We start from the raw sequence: 17,148 nt of genomic DNA, 5'->3' as shown, positions 1-17,148 counted from the left end.
CTCATCCCGCTCTTGGTTGAAGCCGCAGGAAAGCCTAATTTTGCATTCAACGGCGATTACCTCTAAGAAAGAGCCGTTCCGACGACCCAACAACAATGCGCGCGCCTAGCTCCGGCGCGCATGAGGCATGCAGCGTGACACAACTGCCAACCAATCCGATGCCGGCAACTCCCCTGCTCGATAAGGTCGAATATCCCGACGATCTGAAGAAGATCGACGACAGGGACCTGCCGCAGCTGGCGGCCGAATTGCGTGCCGAGATGGTCGATGCCGTGTCGCGCACCGGGGGGCATCTGGGCGCGGGCCTCGGCGTCGTCGAACTGACGATCGCCATCCACAAGATCTTCGACACGCCGCATGACCGCTTGATCTTCGATGTCGGACACCAGTGCTATCCGCACAAGATCCTGACCGGCCGGCGCGATCGCATCCGCACCTTGCGCCAGGAAGACGGGCTCTCGGGCTTCACCCGGCGGGCGGAAAGCGAATACGACCCCTTCGGCGCAGCGCACTCCTCCACCTCGATCTCGGCCGGTCTCGGCATGGCTGTCGCCGCCGAACTCGACGGCAAGAGCCGCAATGTGATCGCGGTGATCGGCGACGGCGCCATGTCGGCCGGGATGGCCTTCGAAGCGCTCAACAATGCCGGCGCGCTCGATGCGCGCCTCATCGTCATTCTCAACGACAACGACATGTCGATCGCACCACCGACCGGCGCGATGAGCGCCTATCTGGCGCGGCTCGCCTCCGGGCGGACCTATATGGGCATTCGCGAGGTCGGCAAGAAACTCACCGCCTATCTCGGCAAGACCGTCGACCGGGCGATCACCCGTGCGGTGGAGCATGCCCGGGGCTACGTCACCGGCGGCACGCTCTTCGAGGAGATGGGTTTCTACCATATCGGTCCGATCGACGGACACTCCTTCGACCACCTGCTTCCGGTCCTGCGCAACGTTCGCGACAATGCGAAAGGCCCGGTCCTGATCCATGTCGTCACGCAGAAGGGCAAGGGCTATCCGCCAGCCGAAGCCGCGGCCGACAAGTATCACGGCGTCAACAAATTCGACGTGATTACCGGGGCTCAGGCGAAAGCGAAGCCCAACGCCCCCGCCTATACCTCCGTCTTCGCGGACGCGCTCACGCAGGAGGCGACCCTCGACGACAAGATCGTTGCGATCACGGCCGCCATGCCGTCCGGGACGGGCCTCGACAAGTTCGCCTCGGTGCATCCCTCACGCTGCTTCGATGTCGGCATAGCCGAGCAGCATGCGGTGACTTTCGCCGCCGGCCTTGCGGCGGAGGGATACAAACCCTTTGCGGCGCTTTATTCCACCTTCCTGCAACGCGCCTATGATCAGGTTGTCCACGACGTGGCCATCCAGGGTCTGCCGGTCCGCTTTCCGATCGACCGCGCCGGCTTCGTCGGCGCCGACGGGCCGACCCATGCCGGCTCCTTCGACACGACCTATCTGGCGACACTGCCGGGCTTCGTCGTCATGGCGGCGGCCGACGAGGCGGAGCTGAAGCATATGGTGCGCACCGCCGCGGCCTTCGACGAGGGTCCGATTTCGTTCCGCTATCCGCGCGGCGAAGGCGTCGGCGTCGAGTTGCCGGAGCGCGGCGAAATTCTTGCGATCGGCAAGGGCCGGATCGTCAAGCAGGGGAGCAAGGTGGCGCTGCTTTCCTTCGGCACACGGCTCGCCGATTGTCTGCTGGCGGCGGAAGACCTGGATGCAGCCGGCCTCTCGACGACCGTCGCCGACGCCCGCTTCGCCAAGCCGCTCGATCATGATCTGATCCGTCAGCTCGCCCGCCATCACGAGGTTCTGATCACCATCGAGGAAGGGGCGGTCGGCGGCTTCGCAAGCCACGTGCTGCAGTTCCTTGCGGAAGAGGGCCTCCTCGACGGCGGCCTCAAGGTGCGCCCCATGGTCATGCCCGACATTTGGATGGAGCAGGCAAAACCGGAAGCGATGTACGCCCGTGCCGGCCTCGACCGCGCCGGCATCGTATCCACCGTCTTCAAGGCGCTCGGCCAGAAGCACGGCGTCGGCCTCGGCGCCGCCGGCTGAGCCGTCCAAGAGTTCGCTTGCATTGCGCGGCGGGACGCGCGATGACGGCCCATGTCCCAAGATACACAGATGACGATCCGCCTCGATCAATTGCTCCTGAACAGGGGCTTGGTGGCCAGCCGCGCACGCGCACGCGACGCGATCCAGCGGGGAACCGTGAAGGTCGACGGCCGCACCGTGACCAAGCCGGCCTCGACCTTCGCGCAAAGCGTTACGCTCACCATTGACGATCCGGCGCAGGATTATGTTTCGCGTGCGGCACTGAAACTCGTCGCGGCGCTCGATCACTTCGGCCTCGATCCATCGGAGCAGACCTGTCTCGACGTCGGGGCCTCGACCGGCGGCTTTACCGAGGTGCTGCTGAAGCGCGGCGCCGCGCATGTGGTCGCCGTCGATGTCGGCCACGGTCAGATACATCCGCGCGTCGCCGAAGACCCGCGCGTGACGAACATCGAAGGCCTGAATGCGCGGTCCATGACCCGCGGCGACGTCGGTGAGCGCGCCATCACTTTCATCGTCTCGGATGTCTCCTTCATCTCGCTGAAGCTGGCGCTGCCGCCGGCCCTCGGCTTGGCGGAACCGGGCGCCTGCTGCATCCTGCTCGTCAAGCCGCAGTTCGAGGCCGGCCGCGATGCGATCAGCAAGGCCGGGCTGCTGAAGGATCCGGAGAGCGCTCCGGCGGTGGCAGCCGAACTCGAGCGGTGGCTTGTCGAAGACATGGGCTGGCGAAGCCTCGGCCTGATCCCCTCGCCCATTGCCGGCGGTGACGGCAACAGCGAATTTCTTCTGGCGGGGCGCAAGCCATGAGCACCGGGATCGTGACCATAGATCGTCTCGGCGCCCAAGGCGACGGCGTCGCTCGGACGGAAGCTGGCCCCGTCTTTGCACCGTTCACGCTCCCCGGCGAGACCGTCTCGCTCGCGGTCAACAAGGCGAGCGGCACGCTGATATCGCTGAAGGAGGCCTCCCCGGAGCGGGTCGAGCCGCCATGCCGGCATTTCGGGCCGGACGGTGTCAACGGGACGTGCGGCGGCTGCACGCTGCAGCACGCATCCGACGCGCTCTACCACGCCTTCAAGCGCAATCTCGTCATCGACGCCTTGAGGTCGAAGGGACTGACGCCGGAAGTCGCCCCGCTGATCATCGCGCGGCCCGGCGATCGCCGCCGTGCGGTTTTCACCGCCCGGCGGACGGAAAAGGAACTGCTGCTCGGCTATAACCAGATGCAGAGCCATCATATCGTTTCGATCGGCGAATGTCCGATCACCAGCCCGGGCATCGTCTCGCGGCTGGCGACCATCCGCAAAATTGCCACGGCCATGGCGTCGAGCGCCGAACCATTCCGTATCACCGTGCTCGAAACCGATACGGGCCTCGATCTCGCCTTCGAGGGGGTGAAACTCAGCGACCCGCAGCGGCGCTCGACCGTCGATGCCGTTCTTGGCGAGCGAGGCATCGCGCGCGTCAGCTTGAATGGCGAGATCGTCGTCGAGCCGATCAAGCCCGCGATCGATTTCGGCGGTGTGCCGGTTTTTCCGCCGCCCGGCGCCTTCACTCAGGCGACGCGGCCTGCCGAAGACGCGATGGCGAAGCTGGTGCTGGCTCACGTCGGCAAGGCGAAGCGCGTTGCCGATCTCTTCGCCGGCATCGGCACTTTTGCGCTGAGGATTGCACGAACGGCACGCGTTCACGCGGTCGAAGGCGACGACAGGGCCGTGAAGGCGCTGGATTTCGCCGCACGCAACACCCAGGGGCTGAAGCCGGTGACCGCCGAGAAGCGCGATCTTTTCCGCCGGCCGATGATGGCGCAGGAATTGAAAGCCTTCGACGCCGTGGTCTTCGACCCGCCCCGCGCCGGCGCCGAAACGCAATGTCACGAGCTTGCCCGATCCGGCGTGAAGAAGGTCGCCGCCGTCTCCTGTAATCCGGTGAGCCTGGCGAGGGACCTTTCGATACTGACCGCAGCCGGTTATCGCATTACGGGGGTGACGCCGATCGACCAGTTCCTCTGGTCGGCGCATGTGGAAACGGTAGCGACGCTCGAAAAATGAAAAAGGCCCGGCGACGAACCGGGCCTTGTTTGTTCAAAGCTATTCCAGACGGAAACCGCTGCACAGTCCCTGGGATTGCCGTCAGGCCGCGCGGCGGCTCGCGGCCTGGTAAGAGGCCGCTTGCGTCTCGCCCAGTATGAACTGGGAGAGCAGCGCGTTGAGCGCCGCTGCCTCGGATGCGAGACCGTGACTGGCGGCCGTCTGCTGCTCGACCATCGCGGCGTTCTGCTGCGTGCCCTGGTCCATCGTGTTGACGGCCGTGTTGATCTCCTGGAGACCGGTCGACTGCTCGCGCGTCGCGGTCACGATTGCGCTTACATGCTTGTTGATCTCCTGCACCTCGGCGACGATCGCCTGCAGCGCCCGTCCGGTATCGCCGACCAGCGTCACGCCGGAATGCACCTGCTCGCCGGAGGTCGTGATCAGCGCCTTGATTTCCTTGGCCGCATTGGCCGAGCGTTGAGCGAGCTCGCGCACCTCCTGGGCGACGACCGCGAAACCCTTGCCCGCCTCGCCGGCCCGTGCCGCTTCGACGCCGGCATTCAGCGCCAGGAGATTGGTCTGGAAAGCGATGTCGTCGATGACGCCGATAATGTTCGAGATTTCTCCTGATGATTTCTCGATGGCATGCATGGCCTCGACCGCATTCTGCACCACTTCCCCGGATTTTTCCGCACCGGCACGGGTACGGGCGACCAGCGCACCGACTTCCTCGGCCCGGTGGGCGGAATCGCGGACGGTCGTGGTGATCTCCTCGAGCGCAGCGGCCGTTTCTTCGACGGATGCCGCCTGCTGCTCGGTTCGGCGTGCGAGGTCGTCGGCCGCCGAACGGATTTCGCTCGCACCCGCGTCGATCGCGCGGGCATTCGCGCCGACTGCGCAAAGCGCGTCGTGCAGCTTGGCGACCGAGTTGTTGAAGTCTTCCCGGAGGCGATCCAGGCGATCGGCAAAGGGACTGCCGATCCGATAGGCGAGATCGCCGTCGGCCAGCCGTCCGAGACCCGTTGCCAGCGCATCGACCGCATGCTGAACCTCGGCTGCATCGCGGGTCTTCTGCGCCTCGCGCTCGAGGCGCTCGCGCTCCGAAAGCGACCGGTTGGATTCGGCCTCGTCTTCCAGGCGCTTCCGTTCGACCGCATTGGCGCGGAAAACGGCGACGGCCGCCGCCATCGACCCGATCTGGTCGCGCCGCTCCTCACCCGGAATCATAACGTCGAGACTGCCGGCTGCAAGCTTCTCCATGGCGCCGGTCATGTCGGTTACCGGACGGATGACGAGGCGGCTCAGAAGCGTCGCGAGGAAGGCGATCATGGCGCCGACCGCCAGGATCGTGGCGATCGTCGCGGCGACGCGGAACTGGCTGATCGCCGAATAGGCGACATCCGCATCGAGCGCGAAGCCGACATACCATTCGACCGACGGGAGCCCCTTCACCGGCACGAAGCTCACAAGCATCGGCTTGCCGTCGAGCTCGGTGTGCATGATCCCGGTGCCGATCGCCGGCGTATCCGCCGGGAAGGCGTCGGCGAGCGTCTTCGTCACGAGCTTGGCATTCGGATGAACCAGTATCTGGCCATCCTTGTTGGCAAGGAACGCAAAGCCTTCGCCGCCGACATCGATGCCGTTGACCATGGAAACGAGGGCCTTCAGCGAGAAATCGCTGCCGGTCACACCGTAAAGCTTGCCTTCGTGCTTCACCGGCACAGCGGCGCTGATGATCAGGTCGCCGCTCGACGCGTCGACATAGGGTTCGGTAAGGACGCGTGCATCGGCTTTCACCGCCTGCTGATACCAGGGGCGCTGGCGCGGATCGTAGCCGTCGGGCATTTTCGAGTCCGGCCAGATCATGAACCGGCCGCTCTCGTCGCCGACATAGGTGGAGATGAATTCGCCGGTCAGCACGTCGTTCTTCAGGACGCCCTGAATGGCCGCTTCGTCAGCCACCCGGCCGGCAGCGTCCGCCGCCATCGCGGTCAGCGTCACACGGCCGTTCAGCCAGTTGGCGACGCTCTGCGCCGCCTGATTTCCGGAGGAAGCGATATCCTCCTCCACTGCTTTCGTGGTCGTGGCGCGCTGGAGACTGTCGATATAGACGGAAAAGCCTGCAAAGGCGCCGACGACGACGCAGGACGCGGCAACGAGAATGCGCGTCATGAGATTCGATCGTTTGGACAAGGTGGGGGCTCCCTGAAAGAGGCGGCAACGCCGCCGGGATGAGCTCGCGATGATCTTCCCGGGCGCGACGGATCGGCCGCTGAGCGACTTGAAGGACGGCGGGAAAACGATGGGACATGCCGCAAAGGCGGAGCCGGCAATGCTTCATGCGGCCGGGGGTCTCGCGTGCCGCACAATTCCTGCGGCGCCGAGGGAGACCTACTGCGGCTGGACGCTAGCGGGAGCTATTTAAGAAGCGATTAAAATTGATCCATGCAAAGTCGCGATGGCCGGAAGCGACCTGGCGAATTGCCGCCTACCGGCGCATGAAGGCCTCGAACGCGGCGCGCGCCTCGGCGCTTTTCAATTGCGCGGCAAAATGCTTCGCCTCCTCCTCGATCCGGGCAAGCACATCGCTGCGATCGCCGCGAATGAGGTCGCGGGCGATGCGCAGCGCTTCCGGCGGTTTTTTCGCCAGGCGCGTCGCAGCTGAAAGCGTTTCCCCTTCGACGGCGGTCTCTTCCACGATTTTCCAGATCAGCCCGGCCTCGCGCGCACCGGCCGCGTCGAGCGGCTCGCCGGCTGCAAGCAGGGCAAAGGCGCGCTGATGGCCCATGATGCGCGGAGCGCTCAGGCTCGAGGCCGCTTCCGGAACGAGCGCCAGATCGACGAACGGGGTCTTGAACACCGAGCGGGCCGAGGCGACCGTCAGGTCGCAATGGAGGTGGATCGTCGTGCCGATGCCGATGGCCAGTCCGTCTACGCCGGAAACGATCGGTTTCGTCGCGCCGGCAAGCGCCCGCAGGAAATCCAAAACCTCGTCCCCCATGCTGCCCCCCATGGCGAAGGCGAGGAAGTCGGCCATGTCGTTGCCGGCCGAGAAGCACCCTTCCGTTCCGAGGAATGCCATCGCGCGTATGGCGGGATCCGTTCCGGCAGTGGTCAGCGCCTCCGTCATCCTGGCGTACATCTGGCGCGTGATGGCGTTCTTCTTCTCCGGCCGATTGAACCGGATAAGCTGAACGCCGGGATAGGCTTCCGGCCGTTCGACGAGCACGTGGTCGGTCATGGGTTTCCCTCAGTCGAGTATGGAACGGGCTGCGGCGAGACTTTCCGCCCCGTTGACGACACGGTCCTTGAGCGCGCTCGTCTCCGAGAGCAGGTTTTCCGCTGCGAAGCGGCAAAGCGCAACGCGCCGGTCCTGCCGCCCGTCACCGGCTTCGGCAAGGCCGCCTTTGGCGAGATAGACTCCGGTCAGCACGAGGCCGAACAGGCGCTGATAGGCGGTCGCGCCGGCGAGCGCCTCGGCAAGCTTTCCGTCGCGAAGCCTCGAAAGCAGCCAGTCGGTCGCCCCTTCGAGATCCGCAACCGCCGCATCGAGCCGTGCGGCTGTCTCGCCGAAACCTTCCCTGTTCGACGCGGCAGCGGCAGCGGCGACCTCTCGGAGTTCGGCGATGAAGCCGCGCACCTGTGCGCCATCGGAGAGCGTCAGCTTGCGGGTGACGAGGTCGATCGCCTGAATGCCGTTGGTGCCCTCGTAGATCGGCGCGATTCGGGCATCGCGGAGATAGCGCGCGGCCCCGGTCTCCTCGATGAAGCCCATGCCGCCATGGACCTGAATGCCCATCGAGGCGACGTCGACGCCGGCGTCGGTGGCGAAGGACTTGGCGATCGGCGTCAGCAGGCTCGAACGCTCCTGCCAGTGGCGGGCTCCCTCCCCTTGCGCGGCATGCGCCATGTCGACGGCGTGGGCGCAGGCATAGGCGATGGCGCGCGATCCCTGCGTCAGCGCTTTCATCGTCAGCAGCGTGCGGGCGATATCCGGATGCTCTATGATCGGACTCATGCCGTCGCCGCTCCACCCCGGCGCGCGGCCCTGCGTGCGCTCCTTGGCGTAGGCGATCGCCTTCTGGGTGGCGGCCTCCGCGATGGCGACGCCCTGCATCCCGACCGCGAGCCGCGCATTGTTCATCATCGTGAACATGCAGGCGAGACCGCGGTTTTCCTCACCGATCAGATAGCCGATCGCCCCCTTCTCGCCGCCGAATTTCCCGTCGCCGTAGATCATGGTGCAAGTCGGCGATCCGTGGATGCCGAGCTTGTGCTCCAGCGAGTGGCAGAAAACGTCGTTGCGCTCGCCAAGCGAACCGTCCTCGTTGACGAGGAACTTCGGCACGAGAAACAGCGAAATGCCCTTCGTCCCGGATGGCGCATCGGGCAGCCGCGCGAGTACCAGATGGACGATATTGTCGGTGAAATCGTGCTCGCCCCAGGTGATGAAGATCTTCTGCCCCAGGATGCGATAGGTGCCGTCGCCGCGGCGCTCGGCGCGGGTCTTCAGCACGCCGAGGTCCGAGCCGGCATGCGGCTCGGTCAGGTTCATGGTCCCCATCCATTCGCCCGAAACCATCTTCGGCAGGAAGGTCGCCTTCAGAGCGTCGGTGCCGTGCTTCTCGAGCGCTTCGATGGCGCCCATGGTAAGCGTCGGCGCAAGGGCGAAGGCCATCGAGCCGCTGTTCCACATTTCCATGGCGGCGACGTGCAACATGTGCGGCAGGTTCTGCCCGCCGAAAGCTTCCGGAGCCGTCAGGCCGTTCCAGCCGCCTGCGATCCAGTTGCGGTAGAGCTCCCGCCAACCCTCCGGCGTCTTGACGGCGCCATCGACGAGCCGCGATCCCTGCCGGTCGCCCGCCTCGCCGAGCGGCGCCACCTCTTCCGAGGCGAAGCGCCCGGCCTCGCCGAGGATCGCATCCACAAGGTCCTCGCCGAGTTCGCCGAACGTCCCGGCGTCGAGAACCTCGGACAGGCCGGCGACGTGTTTCAGGGTGAATGCGATCTCGTCGACCGGTGCCTTGTACATGGTGCTCCTCCCCTGCGTCCGCGGCCAATCCCCGCCGGCCCTCTTTCGATGCGCGGCAGACTAATGGATTTTACGTGGACGTCAACGTCAACCGACCGGAACCGGAGCGCAACTGCGCGCCCCTGATGAACGCGCAGCTATGCGAACGCTCAGCTATAGGGAGAATAGCACTGCCGGCGGGGGCCGTTATAGGGCTGATAGCTGTTGTCGTAAGCCCTGTAAGAGCGGTAGCGATCATAGCACCATTGGACATGCCGGCTGCCGTAGCGCACCGGCGGGCGAACGGCGGGACGGCGCTCGATCACGATGCCGGGTCGGAAGGCAGCCCCCGGGTACCACCAACCGCGGTAATAGCGATAGCCGGGCCGCTGATAGCGGTACCCACGATAGCCGTTATAGTAATAGAAGTCGCCATACCGATAATAACCGCGCCGCGGCGCGTACTGAACGTCCGTGACGGCGCTCTCGACGGCAACCCGCGGGGGCAGAGGCGTGAAAGCCTGAGACGGCACCGCCGATGCCGCCAGCGTCATCGCTGCAAGCGCGCCCGAAAGCCATTTCAGTGACATCATTTCCTCCTGCCTTCGATTTCATGTACAACCGGCCCTTGCAAGGGCGACATACCAAGACTAGGGCAGAAGTCGCAGGAAGCAACCGTCGCGCGCGGATGCAGCAAAGGAAAAATCCCTCCGTCGATACAATCCTGGGCGGAATCGGGCCGTCGACTTTGCCTCTTGGGGTCGGTGTACAGAAGCGTCCGCCTCGCGCAGATTGAGGCCGGGGCTGAGATTTACGACCTCTTAACTCTAAGTCGGCAATCTCAGAGAATGGAAAAGCGGGGAATCTCGATCATAGGGATGATCTTGCGCCTGGCGGTCCTGATGGGCCTGACCTTCGCGGCGGCGAACGCACGCGCGAGCGAAGTCGAGCCGTGGAAAGAGCGGCGGAACGCCCTCATCGTCGACGCTTACGAGCTGAACAGCATCGACTGGGAGGCCATGCTGAAGGACAAGCGGATAGCGGGCTTCATCGCGAAGGCTTCCGACGGCCTGCCGGAAAGCTACACCTGTACCGGTGACCACGGCGGCGATACGGTTGCGCACTGCAAGACGATGTGGCGCAAATATGCGGTCAGCCGGGAGCTCTATCAGACGCGCCGGATGATCGCGCGCTCGCATGGCCTGCTCTGGGGCGCCTATCATCTGGCAAGGCCCGGCAACCCCGTCGATCAGGCGAACCACTTCATCGATTATGCCGATCCGCGCGACGACGAGCTGATGGTGCTGGATATCGAAGGGATCGATCCGGAAAAATACATGTCGCTCGAAGACGCTGCAATCTTCGCCGGCCATGTGAAGGCCCGGACGGGGCGCTATCCCGTCCTCTATACCAACCACGCAACCGCGAAACACATTGCCGCCAACCGCTTCAAGCATCGGCTTCTAGCGCGTCTTCCGCTCTGGTATGCGCGCTATAAGCCCGATATCCGCAAAGTCTTTCCGATGGGAAACTGGGACCGCTACGCGCTCTGGCAATTCTCGTCGGCGCATAATTGCGGAAAGAAGCGTTGCCCCTATCGGGTGCCCGGCACCCTCGACGATATAGACGTGAATGTCGCAGCGATGAGTGCATCGGCACTGAAGAGAATCTGGCCCCACGGCGCGCTTCTTCCGGAGAAGCCGCCGGCGCTCACCGTTATCGCCTCGGCCACCGTCGGTACGATCCCGGCGTTGAATGCAAGTGCAACGGCCGCTCTTTCGCGGCCGCTCGTGATAAGCCGCGCCGAGGCGGAGAGCGGATCAGGGGCGGGCGCCGACGAGACTGTTACCGGCTCCATCGCCGTCAGGGCCGCCGAGGCACGCCTGCCCTACCAATCCGAGCGGCGGTAACTCAGGCCTCGATCTGGACGTCGCTTGTCGGCCGCGAACAGCAGGCGAGGATGTAGCCCTCCTCGATCTCATCGTCGAGAATGCCGCCATTGTGGTTCATCTCGACATCGCCGGCGATCTTCATCACCCGACATGTTCCGCAGATGCCGCCCTCGCAGGCGGCCCCGATCCTGACGCCGTTGGCCCGGGCCGTCTGCAGAATCGTCTGGCCGGGAACGGCGGTCGCCTCCTTGCCGCTCATGGTAAAGGTCACCCGCGCCGCACCGGCCCCGGCATCGGCCGCCGGCCCCGCCCGAATTGCAAGCTCCTCGGCCGCCGGCGCCGCGGCGGGCTGGAAGCTCTCCTGGTGATAGCCGGCCATGTCGAAGCCCGCCGATTCCAGCATTGCCCGAACATTGCCCATGAACGGCTCGGGCCCGCAGCAGAAAACGGTTCTTTCCATGAAATCCGGTGCGAGCATCGGCAGCTTCGCCGCGTCGATGCGCCCGCGCAGACCATGCCAGCCATGTCGCGCCTCATGCCCCTCCACGAGGAAGCCGAGATTGAGCCGCGGCATCTGACGCGCGAGAACTTCGAGCTCCGTTCTGAAGAGGAGATCGTCCGGGCGGCGGGCGCAGGAAATGAAGGTGACATCCGTTTCCGGTGCGCAGTCGGCCATCCAGCGCGTCATCGACATCATCGGCGTGACGCCCGACCCCGCTGAAATGAAGAGATACTTTTCACCGGGATGACGGACGAAGCTGAAATCGCCGAGCGGCCCGAACGCCTTGAGCATCATGCCCGGCTTCAGATTGTCGAACATCCAGCGGGTGCCGATGCTTCCCGGCTGCGCCTTGACCGTGACCGCGACCGAAAGCGGGCGCGAGGGCGAGGACGACAGCGTATAGGTGCGCATCACCGGCTCGGCCGAGACGGGCAGTTCGAGTGTCACGAACTGCCCGGGCAGGTAGCGGAACCAGGCCGGCTTGTCGGAGCGGAAGGTGAAAGTCATCACGTCGGCGGCTTCGGCTACGGCCGACGTGCACTCCAGCATGTGCTGACGGTCTCTCCAGGGATCGAGCTCGTCGAAATGGTGAAAGGAGCGAGGCATTTCCATGGTCATGCCACCCGCGAGAGCTGTGCGGCCCCGCCCTGAAGGCGGTCCAGCATGAAGTTCGAATACCACTCGACGAACTGCATGACGCCGCCCTCGTGTTCGGCCGAATATGGACCCGGCTCATAGGCCGGCGAGCGTATCCCGAACGCGTTTTCCTCGACGATCTGCCGGTCCTGATCGTTGGTCTCTGTCCAGACGTGCGTCAGCTCGTCTATCGTATAGTCGACGCCCTCCACCGCATCCTTGTTGACCAGCCATTTGGTCGTAACCTGCGTCAGTTCCGGCCCGAGCGGCAGAACGCGGAAGGTGATCGCATGATCGCCCAGAATGTGGTTCCACGTCGTCGGATAATGGAAGAGGAGCAGTGTACCGATGCCACCGGCGTCAAGCCCGGCGGAGAGCTGCCTGCGTACGGCCTTCTGTCCGGACATCGTATAGCTCTCGGCGCCGTTGATCAGCGGCATTCTCGTCATGCGGAACTGGCCGGTGGGCGCGATCCCGAAAGCGCTCGGAAGGCCCGCCGCCTCGCATTTCTGCCAATGGGCGCCGATTTCCGGGTCGTTCATCGCCCCCTGGACACCGGTTACGGTCGGCGCTTCGGGATAGGTACGGCAGAGTTCCGGGTGATTGGCGGCGCAGTGGTAGCACTCGCGATTGTTCTCCCAGACGAGCTTCCAATTGCCTTTCTCGACGATCGTGCTCTCGAAGGCGACCTTCGTTTCCCCGAGGCGGTGCGGCGCGAGATAGGCCGCGACCGTCTCGCGGAACGGCCGGAAGTCCATCGGTTGTTCGGCAAGGCTGATGAAGATGTAACCGCCGACGGTTTCGCAGTGGATCGGCTTAAGACTGTGTTCGGCCGGGTCGAAGCCCTCGGGCATCTGCCGCGCGAAGAGCAGGCGGCCGTCGAGCTCGTAGGTCCACTGGTGGTAGGGACAGACGAGTTTGGCGGATGAGCCTTTGTGCTGCGTGCAGACGCGCGAGCCGCGATGGCGGCACGAATTGTGCAGTGCCCGCACCGCGCCCTGTCTGTCTCGAACGATAACGACCGGGTAATCGCCGACCTGCACCGTGAAATAGTTCCCCGGCCGCGGGACTTCACAATCATGGCCGATGAACAGCCAATCCTTGTACCAGATCTGTTCCAGGTCCTGGCGATAATAACCAGGATCGACGTAGAAGGCGCGGTCGAGGCTGTAGCCTTCGCGACGGGTCTTCAGCTTGCGCAGCATTTCGGTCTGAATTTCCATGCCCTTATCCTCGTTTTCCGCCGTTTCGGAGAGGCAGGACTGGAACCCGCGCCGGCCGCATGGACCCGCAACGCAATTGGCTCCGATCCGGCTGCCCGCCGCAACCAGCTACGGTCTGTTTCTGCTTCAAGGCTGGTTTCCGGGCTCTGGAGCTGTCCGCAAGGGACCTGCCCGGCGCCTTCCCGGACGCTGTGTCCAGTGGCCTTCTGCCGTGGCTGTTCGCTCCACCACCGTTGCGGGGGCAGCGCCGGGATTTGACCGGCTTCCCAATTCTCCGCCTTCCCTTCGAGGCAGCACCTTGAGTGTCCTCATCTAAGCCTGCGGGCCGGTCCGGCAACTGCCAATAGACGACATCCGATTCCAGAAAGACGACAGCCATTCGCGGCGTAATCGGCACGATTGGCAGACGGATATTATCCATAACAAACAAGGAAGTAGGTGAATCTCCGCGCAGCCGGCGGATTTTTCGGCAGCGCCGTTCATAGCGCGAAGGCGACTGGCCATTTTACGACACGGCCCACCGACACAAGGTCTGATCGATGCCCGCACGGCCGCAAACGAACCAATTCGTTAACTGTGATGATTTACGTTCGCTACCATCAACCCGCTTGCGGACAGGACGGCGCGACGACGCCCATGGCAAAACTCCGATATTACGACGCTGCCGACAAGATGCCGGTCGCACCGGCGAAAGCCAAGGCTCACACCGAGTTCCTGCGGACCGGCCGGATCGATAGACGCCGGTGGATGGCGAACGAGCGGCAGTATCTGAGTTATGCCGAGGTTGCGCAGCAGACGGCGCGGAAGCTGACGACGGCGGGCGAGACGACCCACAGCCGAATCAACGGGTTTCATGCCTCGATGCAGTTCCCGAAGATGGTCTTCCATCGTACGCTCGCCAACAGTCCGCATCTCGGCTACTGCCACGTGACCGCCGCGAAAACCTGCCTCGCAAAGGGACATGAGATCACCTGGTCCTTTTATCTCGCGAACTTCTTCTGCGACCTTGGGAACGAGACCCATTTCTTCGACCGTATCCAGCCGGGCTATTCGCGCATGTATTTCGCCGTCGCGATCGAGCCCGATGCCGGCGAAGGACGGATCGTCGTCAACCGCAACGTGCGCGGCAACGGCCTGATTTTCCGGACGCAGGATCCGAAGGTGGCGCTGAAGAACGTGCTGATGCTCGGCGCACGCGACGAAGCCTTGCGGCGGATCATTCGCAGCCTTTGACCAAGAAAATCGTTCTGTTTTTGCAATCGCTCCGTTAAGGAAGCGACGGAAAGGATCAGAACGCCATGGCCGAAATCATCGACACGCGCATCGAACCGGAGCGGGCAATCGAGACGGCTTGTGCAGTTCTTTCGGACGGGGAACCCGTGGCGATCCCCACGGAGACCGTATACGGCCTTGCCGCCGATGCCACGACCCCCGATGCGATCAGCCGCATCTACGAGATGAAGGGGCGTCCGCGGTTCAATCCGCTGATCTGTCACGTCTCCGATCTGGGGATGGCGGAGGCGCATGTGACCTTCGATCCGGTTTCGAGACGTCTGGCCGAGGCTTTTTGGCCTGGCCCCCTCACGCTGATCCTGCCGCAGCGGCGGGAAAGCACCGTGCACACGCTCGCATCCGCCGGTCTCGATACGCTCGGAATTCGGATGCCCGACGGCTTCTCGCGTCGGGTGATCGCCCGATTCGGACGGCCTTTGGCGGCGCCGAGCGCCAACACCTCGGGCAAGATCAGTCCCACCAGTGCGGCCCATGTGCAGGCGGATCTCGGCTCCAGGCTGAAGCTCATCCTCGACGCAGGCCCGGCCGCGATCGGCCTTGAATCGACCATCGTCAAGGTCGAGAACGGAAAGCTGCGGCTGCTGAGGCCCGGGGGGCTCGACGCGGCAGAGATCGAAGCTTTGACAGGGCTCCCCATCGAGCGCCCTGAGACCGCCGGCGCCGTCATCGAGGCGCCCGGCATGCTCGCCTCGCATTACGCTCCCGGTGCCGCTGTGCGGCTCAATGCCGATGAGGTCCGGAAAGGAGAAGCCCTCATCCGCTTCGGCGGAAAGACACTTCCCGGTGAAGGCGATGCCGCGATCGTTTTGGATCTCAGTCCGGGCGGCAGCCTGCGGGAAGCCGCGGCCAATCTTTTCGATTATATGAAACAGGCGGATGCCAGCGGCGCCGCGACCATAGCTTTCGGCCCGATCCCGAGCGAGGGGCTCGGCGAAGCGATCATCGACCGGCTGCAGCGCGCGGCCGCGCCGCGGGGCTGATGGCCACCGGCACGCTTGAAGCAACCACGTGATCCGAGGCAGGGCCATGACCACCATACTTCCATCTCCCGAACTCATCGCCTCCTTCGTCGACATCGTCGGGCCCGGCAATGCCCTCACCGCACCCGCCGACACGGCCCCCTACCTGGTCGAGTCCCGCGGGCTCTATCACGGCACGACGCCGCTCGTGCTCAGGCCCGGCTCCGTCGAGGAAGTTTCGCTGGTCATGCGCCTTGCGAGCCAGACCCGAACGGCAGTCGTGCCGCAGGGCGGCAACACCGGACATGTGGCCGGCCAGATTCCGCGCGAGGGCAGAGCCGACGTGGTCCTTTCCCTCGAGCGGCTGAACCGCATCCGCGACATCGACCCGGTCGGCAACGTGATCGTGGCCGATGCCGGTTGTATTCTGGCGGATATCCAGAAGGCCGCCGATGACGTCGACCGGCTTTTTCCCCTGTCACTCGGCTCGGAAGGCTCCGCCCGGATCGGCGGCAATCTTTCGACCAATGCCGGCGGCACTGCCGTGCTTGTCTATGGCAATATGCGCCAGCTTTGCCTGGGGCTGGAGGTCGTGCTTCCGACCGGGGAGATCTGGAACGGGCTCAGACGCCTCAAGAAGGACAATACGGGCTACGATCTGCGCGATCTTTTCATCGGTGCCGAGGGAACGCTCGGCGTCATAACCGGCGCCGTTTTGAAGCTCTTCCCGAAACCGCGGGGCCACCAGGTGGCTTTTGCCGGCCTCAGAAGCGTCGAGGACGCACTGACGCTTTTCGATCGGGCATCGAGCCTCTGCGGGCCGGCCCTGACGGGCTTCGAACTGATGCCGCGGCTCGGCATCGAGTTCACCACCCGGCACATCGCCGGCGTTCGAGATCCGATGGAAACGACGCATCCGTGGTACGCGCTGATCGATATCTCCACCTCGGATACCGCCGAAAGCGCGGAGCGGATGGTGCAAGACCTTCTCGAAGCGGTCATCTCCGACGGTCTCGTCGAGAACGCCGTCATTGCCCAGAACGAAGCGCAGCGCAGAGCCCTCTGGCACATGCGCGAAAGCATGTCGCCGGCACAAAAGCCCGAAGGCGGCTCGATCAAGCATGACGTTTCGGTCCCGGTATCGAGCATTCCGGCCTTCATGACGGAAGCGGATGCGCTGGTCTCCAAGGCCATTCCCGGCGCACGCATCTGCGCCTTCGGCCATATGGGCGACGGCAATATCCACTACAACATCTCCCAGCCCGTCGGTGCGGACAAGCAGGGCTTTCTCGACCGGTGGCGCGAGATCAATGCGATCGTTCACGCCGTCGTGCTCAAACATGAGGGCTCGATATCTGCCGAGCATGGCATCGGCCAGTTGAAACGCGACGAACTCGCGGCGATCCGCTCGCCGATCGAGATCGAGCTTATGCGTCGGATCAAGCACGCCTTCGACCCGGCGGGGATCATGAACCCCGATAAGGTGCTGCGCGAGGATTGAGGCGAGTAACGACGGCATCCGGAAGC

General features: G+C 64.3%; 13 protein-coding genes and 1 riboswitch. Of the genes, 7 read left to right on the top strand and 6 right to left on the bottom strand.

Annotated features, from left to right (window positions below; all coding sequences use genetic code 11):
* Nucleotides 1-158: 158 nt before the first annotated feature.
* Genes dxs through CN933_RS07635 form a run of 3 tightly spaced genes read left to right on the top strand, consistent with a single transcriptional unit; the run spans nt 159 to nt 4,123 of the window.
* Nucleotides 159-2,072 carry a 1-deoxy-D-xylulose-5-phosphate synthase gene (gene dxs, locus CN933_RS07645; RefSeq protein WP_033047215.1) on the top strand — a complete coding sequence of 638 codons (1,914 nt, stop codon included), beginning with the start codon at nt 159-161 and terminating at the stop codon, nt 2,070-2,072.
* 51 nt (nt 2,073-2,123) lie between these two features.
* Nucleotides 2,124-2,879 carry a TlyA family RNA methyltransferase gene (locus CN933_RS07640; protein ID WP_018094423.1) on the top strand — a complete coding sequence of 252 codons (756 nt, stop codon included), beginning with the start codon at nt 2,124-2,126 and terminating at the stop codon, nt 2,877-2,879.
* Nucleotides 2,876-4,123, top strand: a complete 1,248-nt coding sequence (locus tag CN933_RS07635; protein WP_018094422.1) for a class I SAM-dependent RNA methyltransferase — start codon at nt 2,876-2,878, stop codon at nt 4,121-4,123. The genes CN933_RS07640 and CN933_RS07635 overlap by 4 nt, the downstream gene beginning before the upstream one ends.
* 81 nt (nt 4,124-4,204) lie before the next feature.
* Here CN933_RS07635 and mcpU read toward each other — a convergent pair whose 3' ends face one another.
* The 4 genes from mcpU to CN933_RS07610 all read right to left on the bottom strand — a co-directional run bounded on the left by mcpU (nt 4,205) and on the right by CN933_RS07610 (nt 9,706).
* On the bottom strand, nt 4,205-6,298 hold the full coding sequence (mcpU, locus tag CN933_RS07630) for a methyl-accepting chemotaxis protein McpU (RefSeq protein WP_018094421.1): 2,094 nt from the start codon (nt 6,296-6,298) through the stop codon (nt 4,205-4,207).
* 295 nt (nt 6,299-6,593) lie between these two features.
* Nucleotides 6,594-7,346, bottom strand: coding sequence for a crotonase/enoyl-CoA hydratase family protein (locus CN933_RS07620; RefSeq protein WP_018094419.1), 753 nt, complete (start codon nt 7,344-7,346; stop codon nt 6,594-6,596).
* A gap of 9 nt (nt 7,347-7,355) precedes the next feature.
* Nucleotides 7,356-9,137: an acyl-CoA dehydrogenase family protein gene (locus tag CN933_RS07615; RefSeq protein ID WP_018094418.1), complete on the bottom strand. Its 1,782-nt coding sequence runs from the start codon at nt 9,135-9,137 to the stop codon at nt 7,356-7,358.
* 149 nt (nt 9,138-9,286) lie between these two features.
* On the bottom strand, nt 9,287-9,706 hold the full coding sequence (locus CN933_RS07610; protein WP_018094417.1) for a BA14K family protein: 420 nt from the start codon (nt 9,704-9,706) through the stop codon (nt 9,287-9,289).
* A gap of 258 nt (nt 9,707-9,964) precedes the next feature.
* Here CN933_RS07610 and CN933_RS07605 point away from each other — a divergent pair, with 258 nt between their 5' ends.
* The gene (locus tag CN933_RS07605; protein WP_018094416.1) at nt 9,965-11,026 is read left to right on the top strand and encodes a glycoside hydrolase family 25 protein; all 1,062 of its coding nucleotides are present in this window, start codon (nt 9,965-9,967) and stop codon (nt 11,024-11,026) included.
* A gap of 1 nt (nt 11,027) precedes the next feature.
* Here the strand turns inward: CN933_RS07605 and CN933_RS07600 are convergent, their stop codons facing one another.
* Entirely contained in the window at nt 11,028-12,128 is a 1,101-nt protein-coding gene (locus CN933_RS07600) for an FAD-binding oxidoreductase (RefSeq protein ID WP_018094415.1), read from the bottom strand.
* Complete coding sequence (locus tag CN933_RS07595) at nt 12,125-13,369, bottom strand: aromatic ring-hydroxylating oxygenase subunit alpha (protein WP_102761393.1); 1,245 nt, start codon at nt 13,367-13,369, stop codon at nt 12,125-12,127. The genes CN933_RS07600 and CN933_RS07595 overlap by 4 nt, the downstream gene beginning before the upstream one ends.
* A 113-nt stretch (nt 13,370-13,482) precedes the next feature.
* Nucleotides 13,483-13,685, bottom strand: a riboswitch (cobalamin riboswitch).
* A 320-nt stretch (nt 13,686-14,005) separates the two neighbouring features.
* On the opposite strand from CN933_RS07595, the gene CN933_RS07590 reads away from it, so the two are divergent.
* The 3 genes from CN933_RS07590 (at nt 14,006) to CN933_RS07580 (ending at nt 17,122) form a co-directional block, all read left to right on the top strand.
* The gene (locus CN933_RS07590) at nt 14,006-14,602 is read left to right on the top strand and encodes a DUF6656 family protein (RefSeq protein ID WP_026168546.1); all 597 of its coding nucleotides are present in this window, start codon (nt 14,006-14,008) and stop codon (nt 14,600-14,602) included.
* Nucleotides 14,603-14,667: 65 nt separating this feature from the next.
* Nucleotides 14,668-15,642: an L-threonylcarbamoyladenylate synthase gene (locus CN933_RS07585; RefSeq protein ID WP_018094412.1), complete on the top strand. Its 975-nt coding sequence runs from the start codon at nt 14,668-14,670 to the stop codon at nt 15,640-15,642.
* A 46-nt stretch (nt 15,643-15,688) separates the two neighbouring features.
* Nucleotides 15,689-17,122, top strand: a complete 1,434-nt coding sequence (locus CN933_RS07580; RefSeq protein ID WP_026168545.1) for an FAD-binding oxidoreductase — start codon at nt 15,689-15,691, stop codon at nt 17,120-17,122.
* Nucleotides 17,123-17,148: the final 26 nt, after the last annotated feature.

The organism is Sinorhizobium sp. M4_45 (assembly GCF_002885915.1).
GTDB classification, from domain to species: domain Bacteria; phylum Pseudomonadota; class Alphaproteobacteria; order Rhizobiales; family Rhizobiaceae; genus Sinorhizobium; species Sinorhizobium meliloti_A.
The sequence above is the reverse complement of the archived record's forward strand: the minus strand, read 5'-3'. Positions and strand labels throughout refer to the sequence as shown.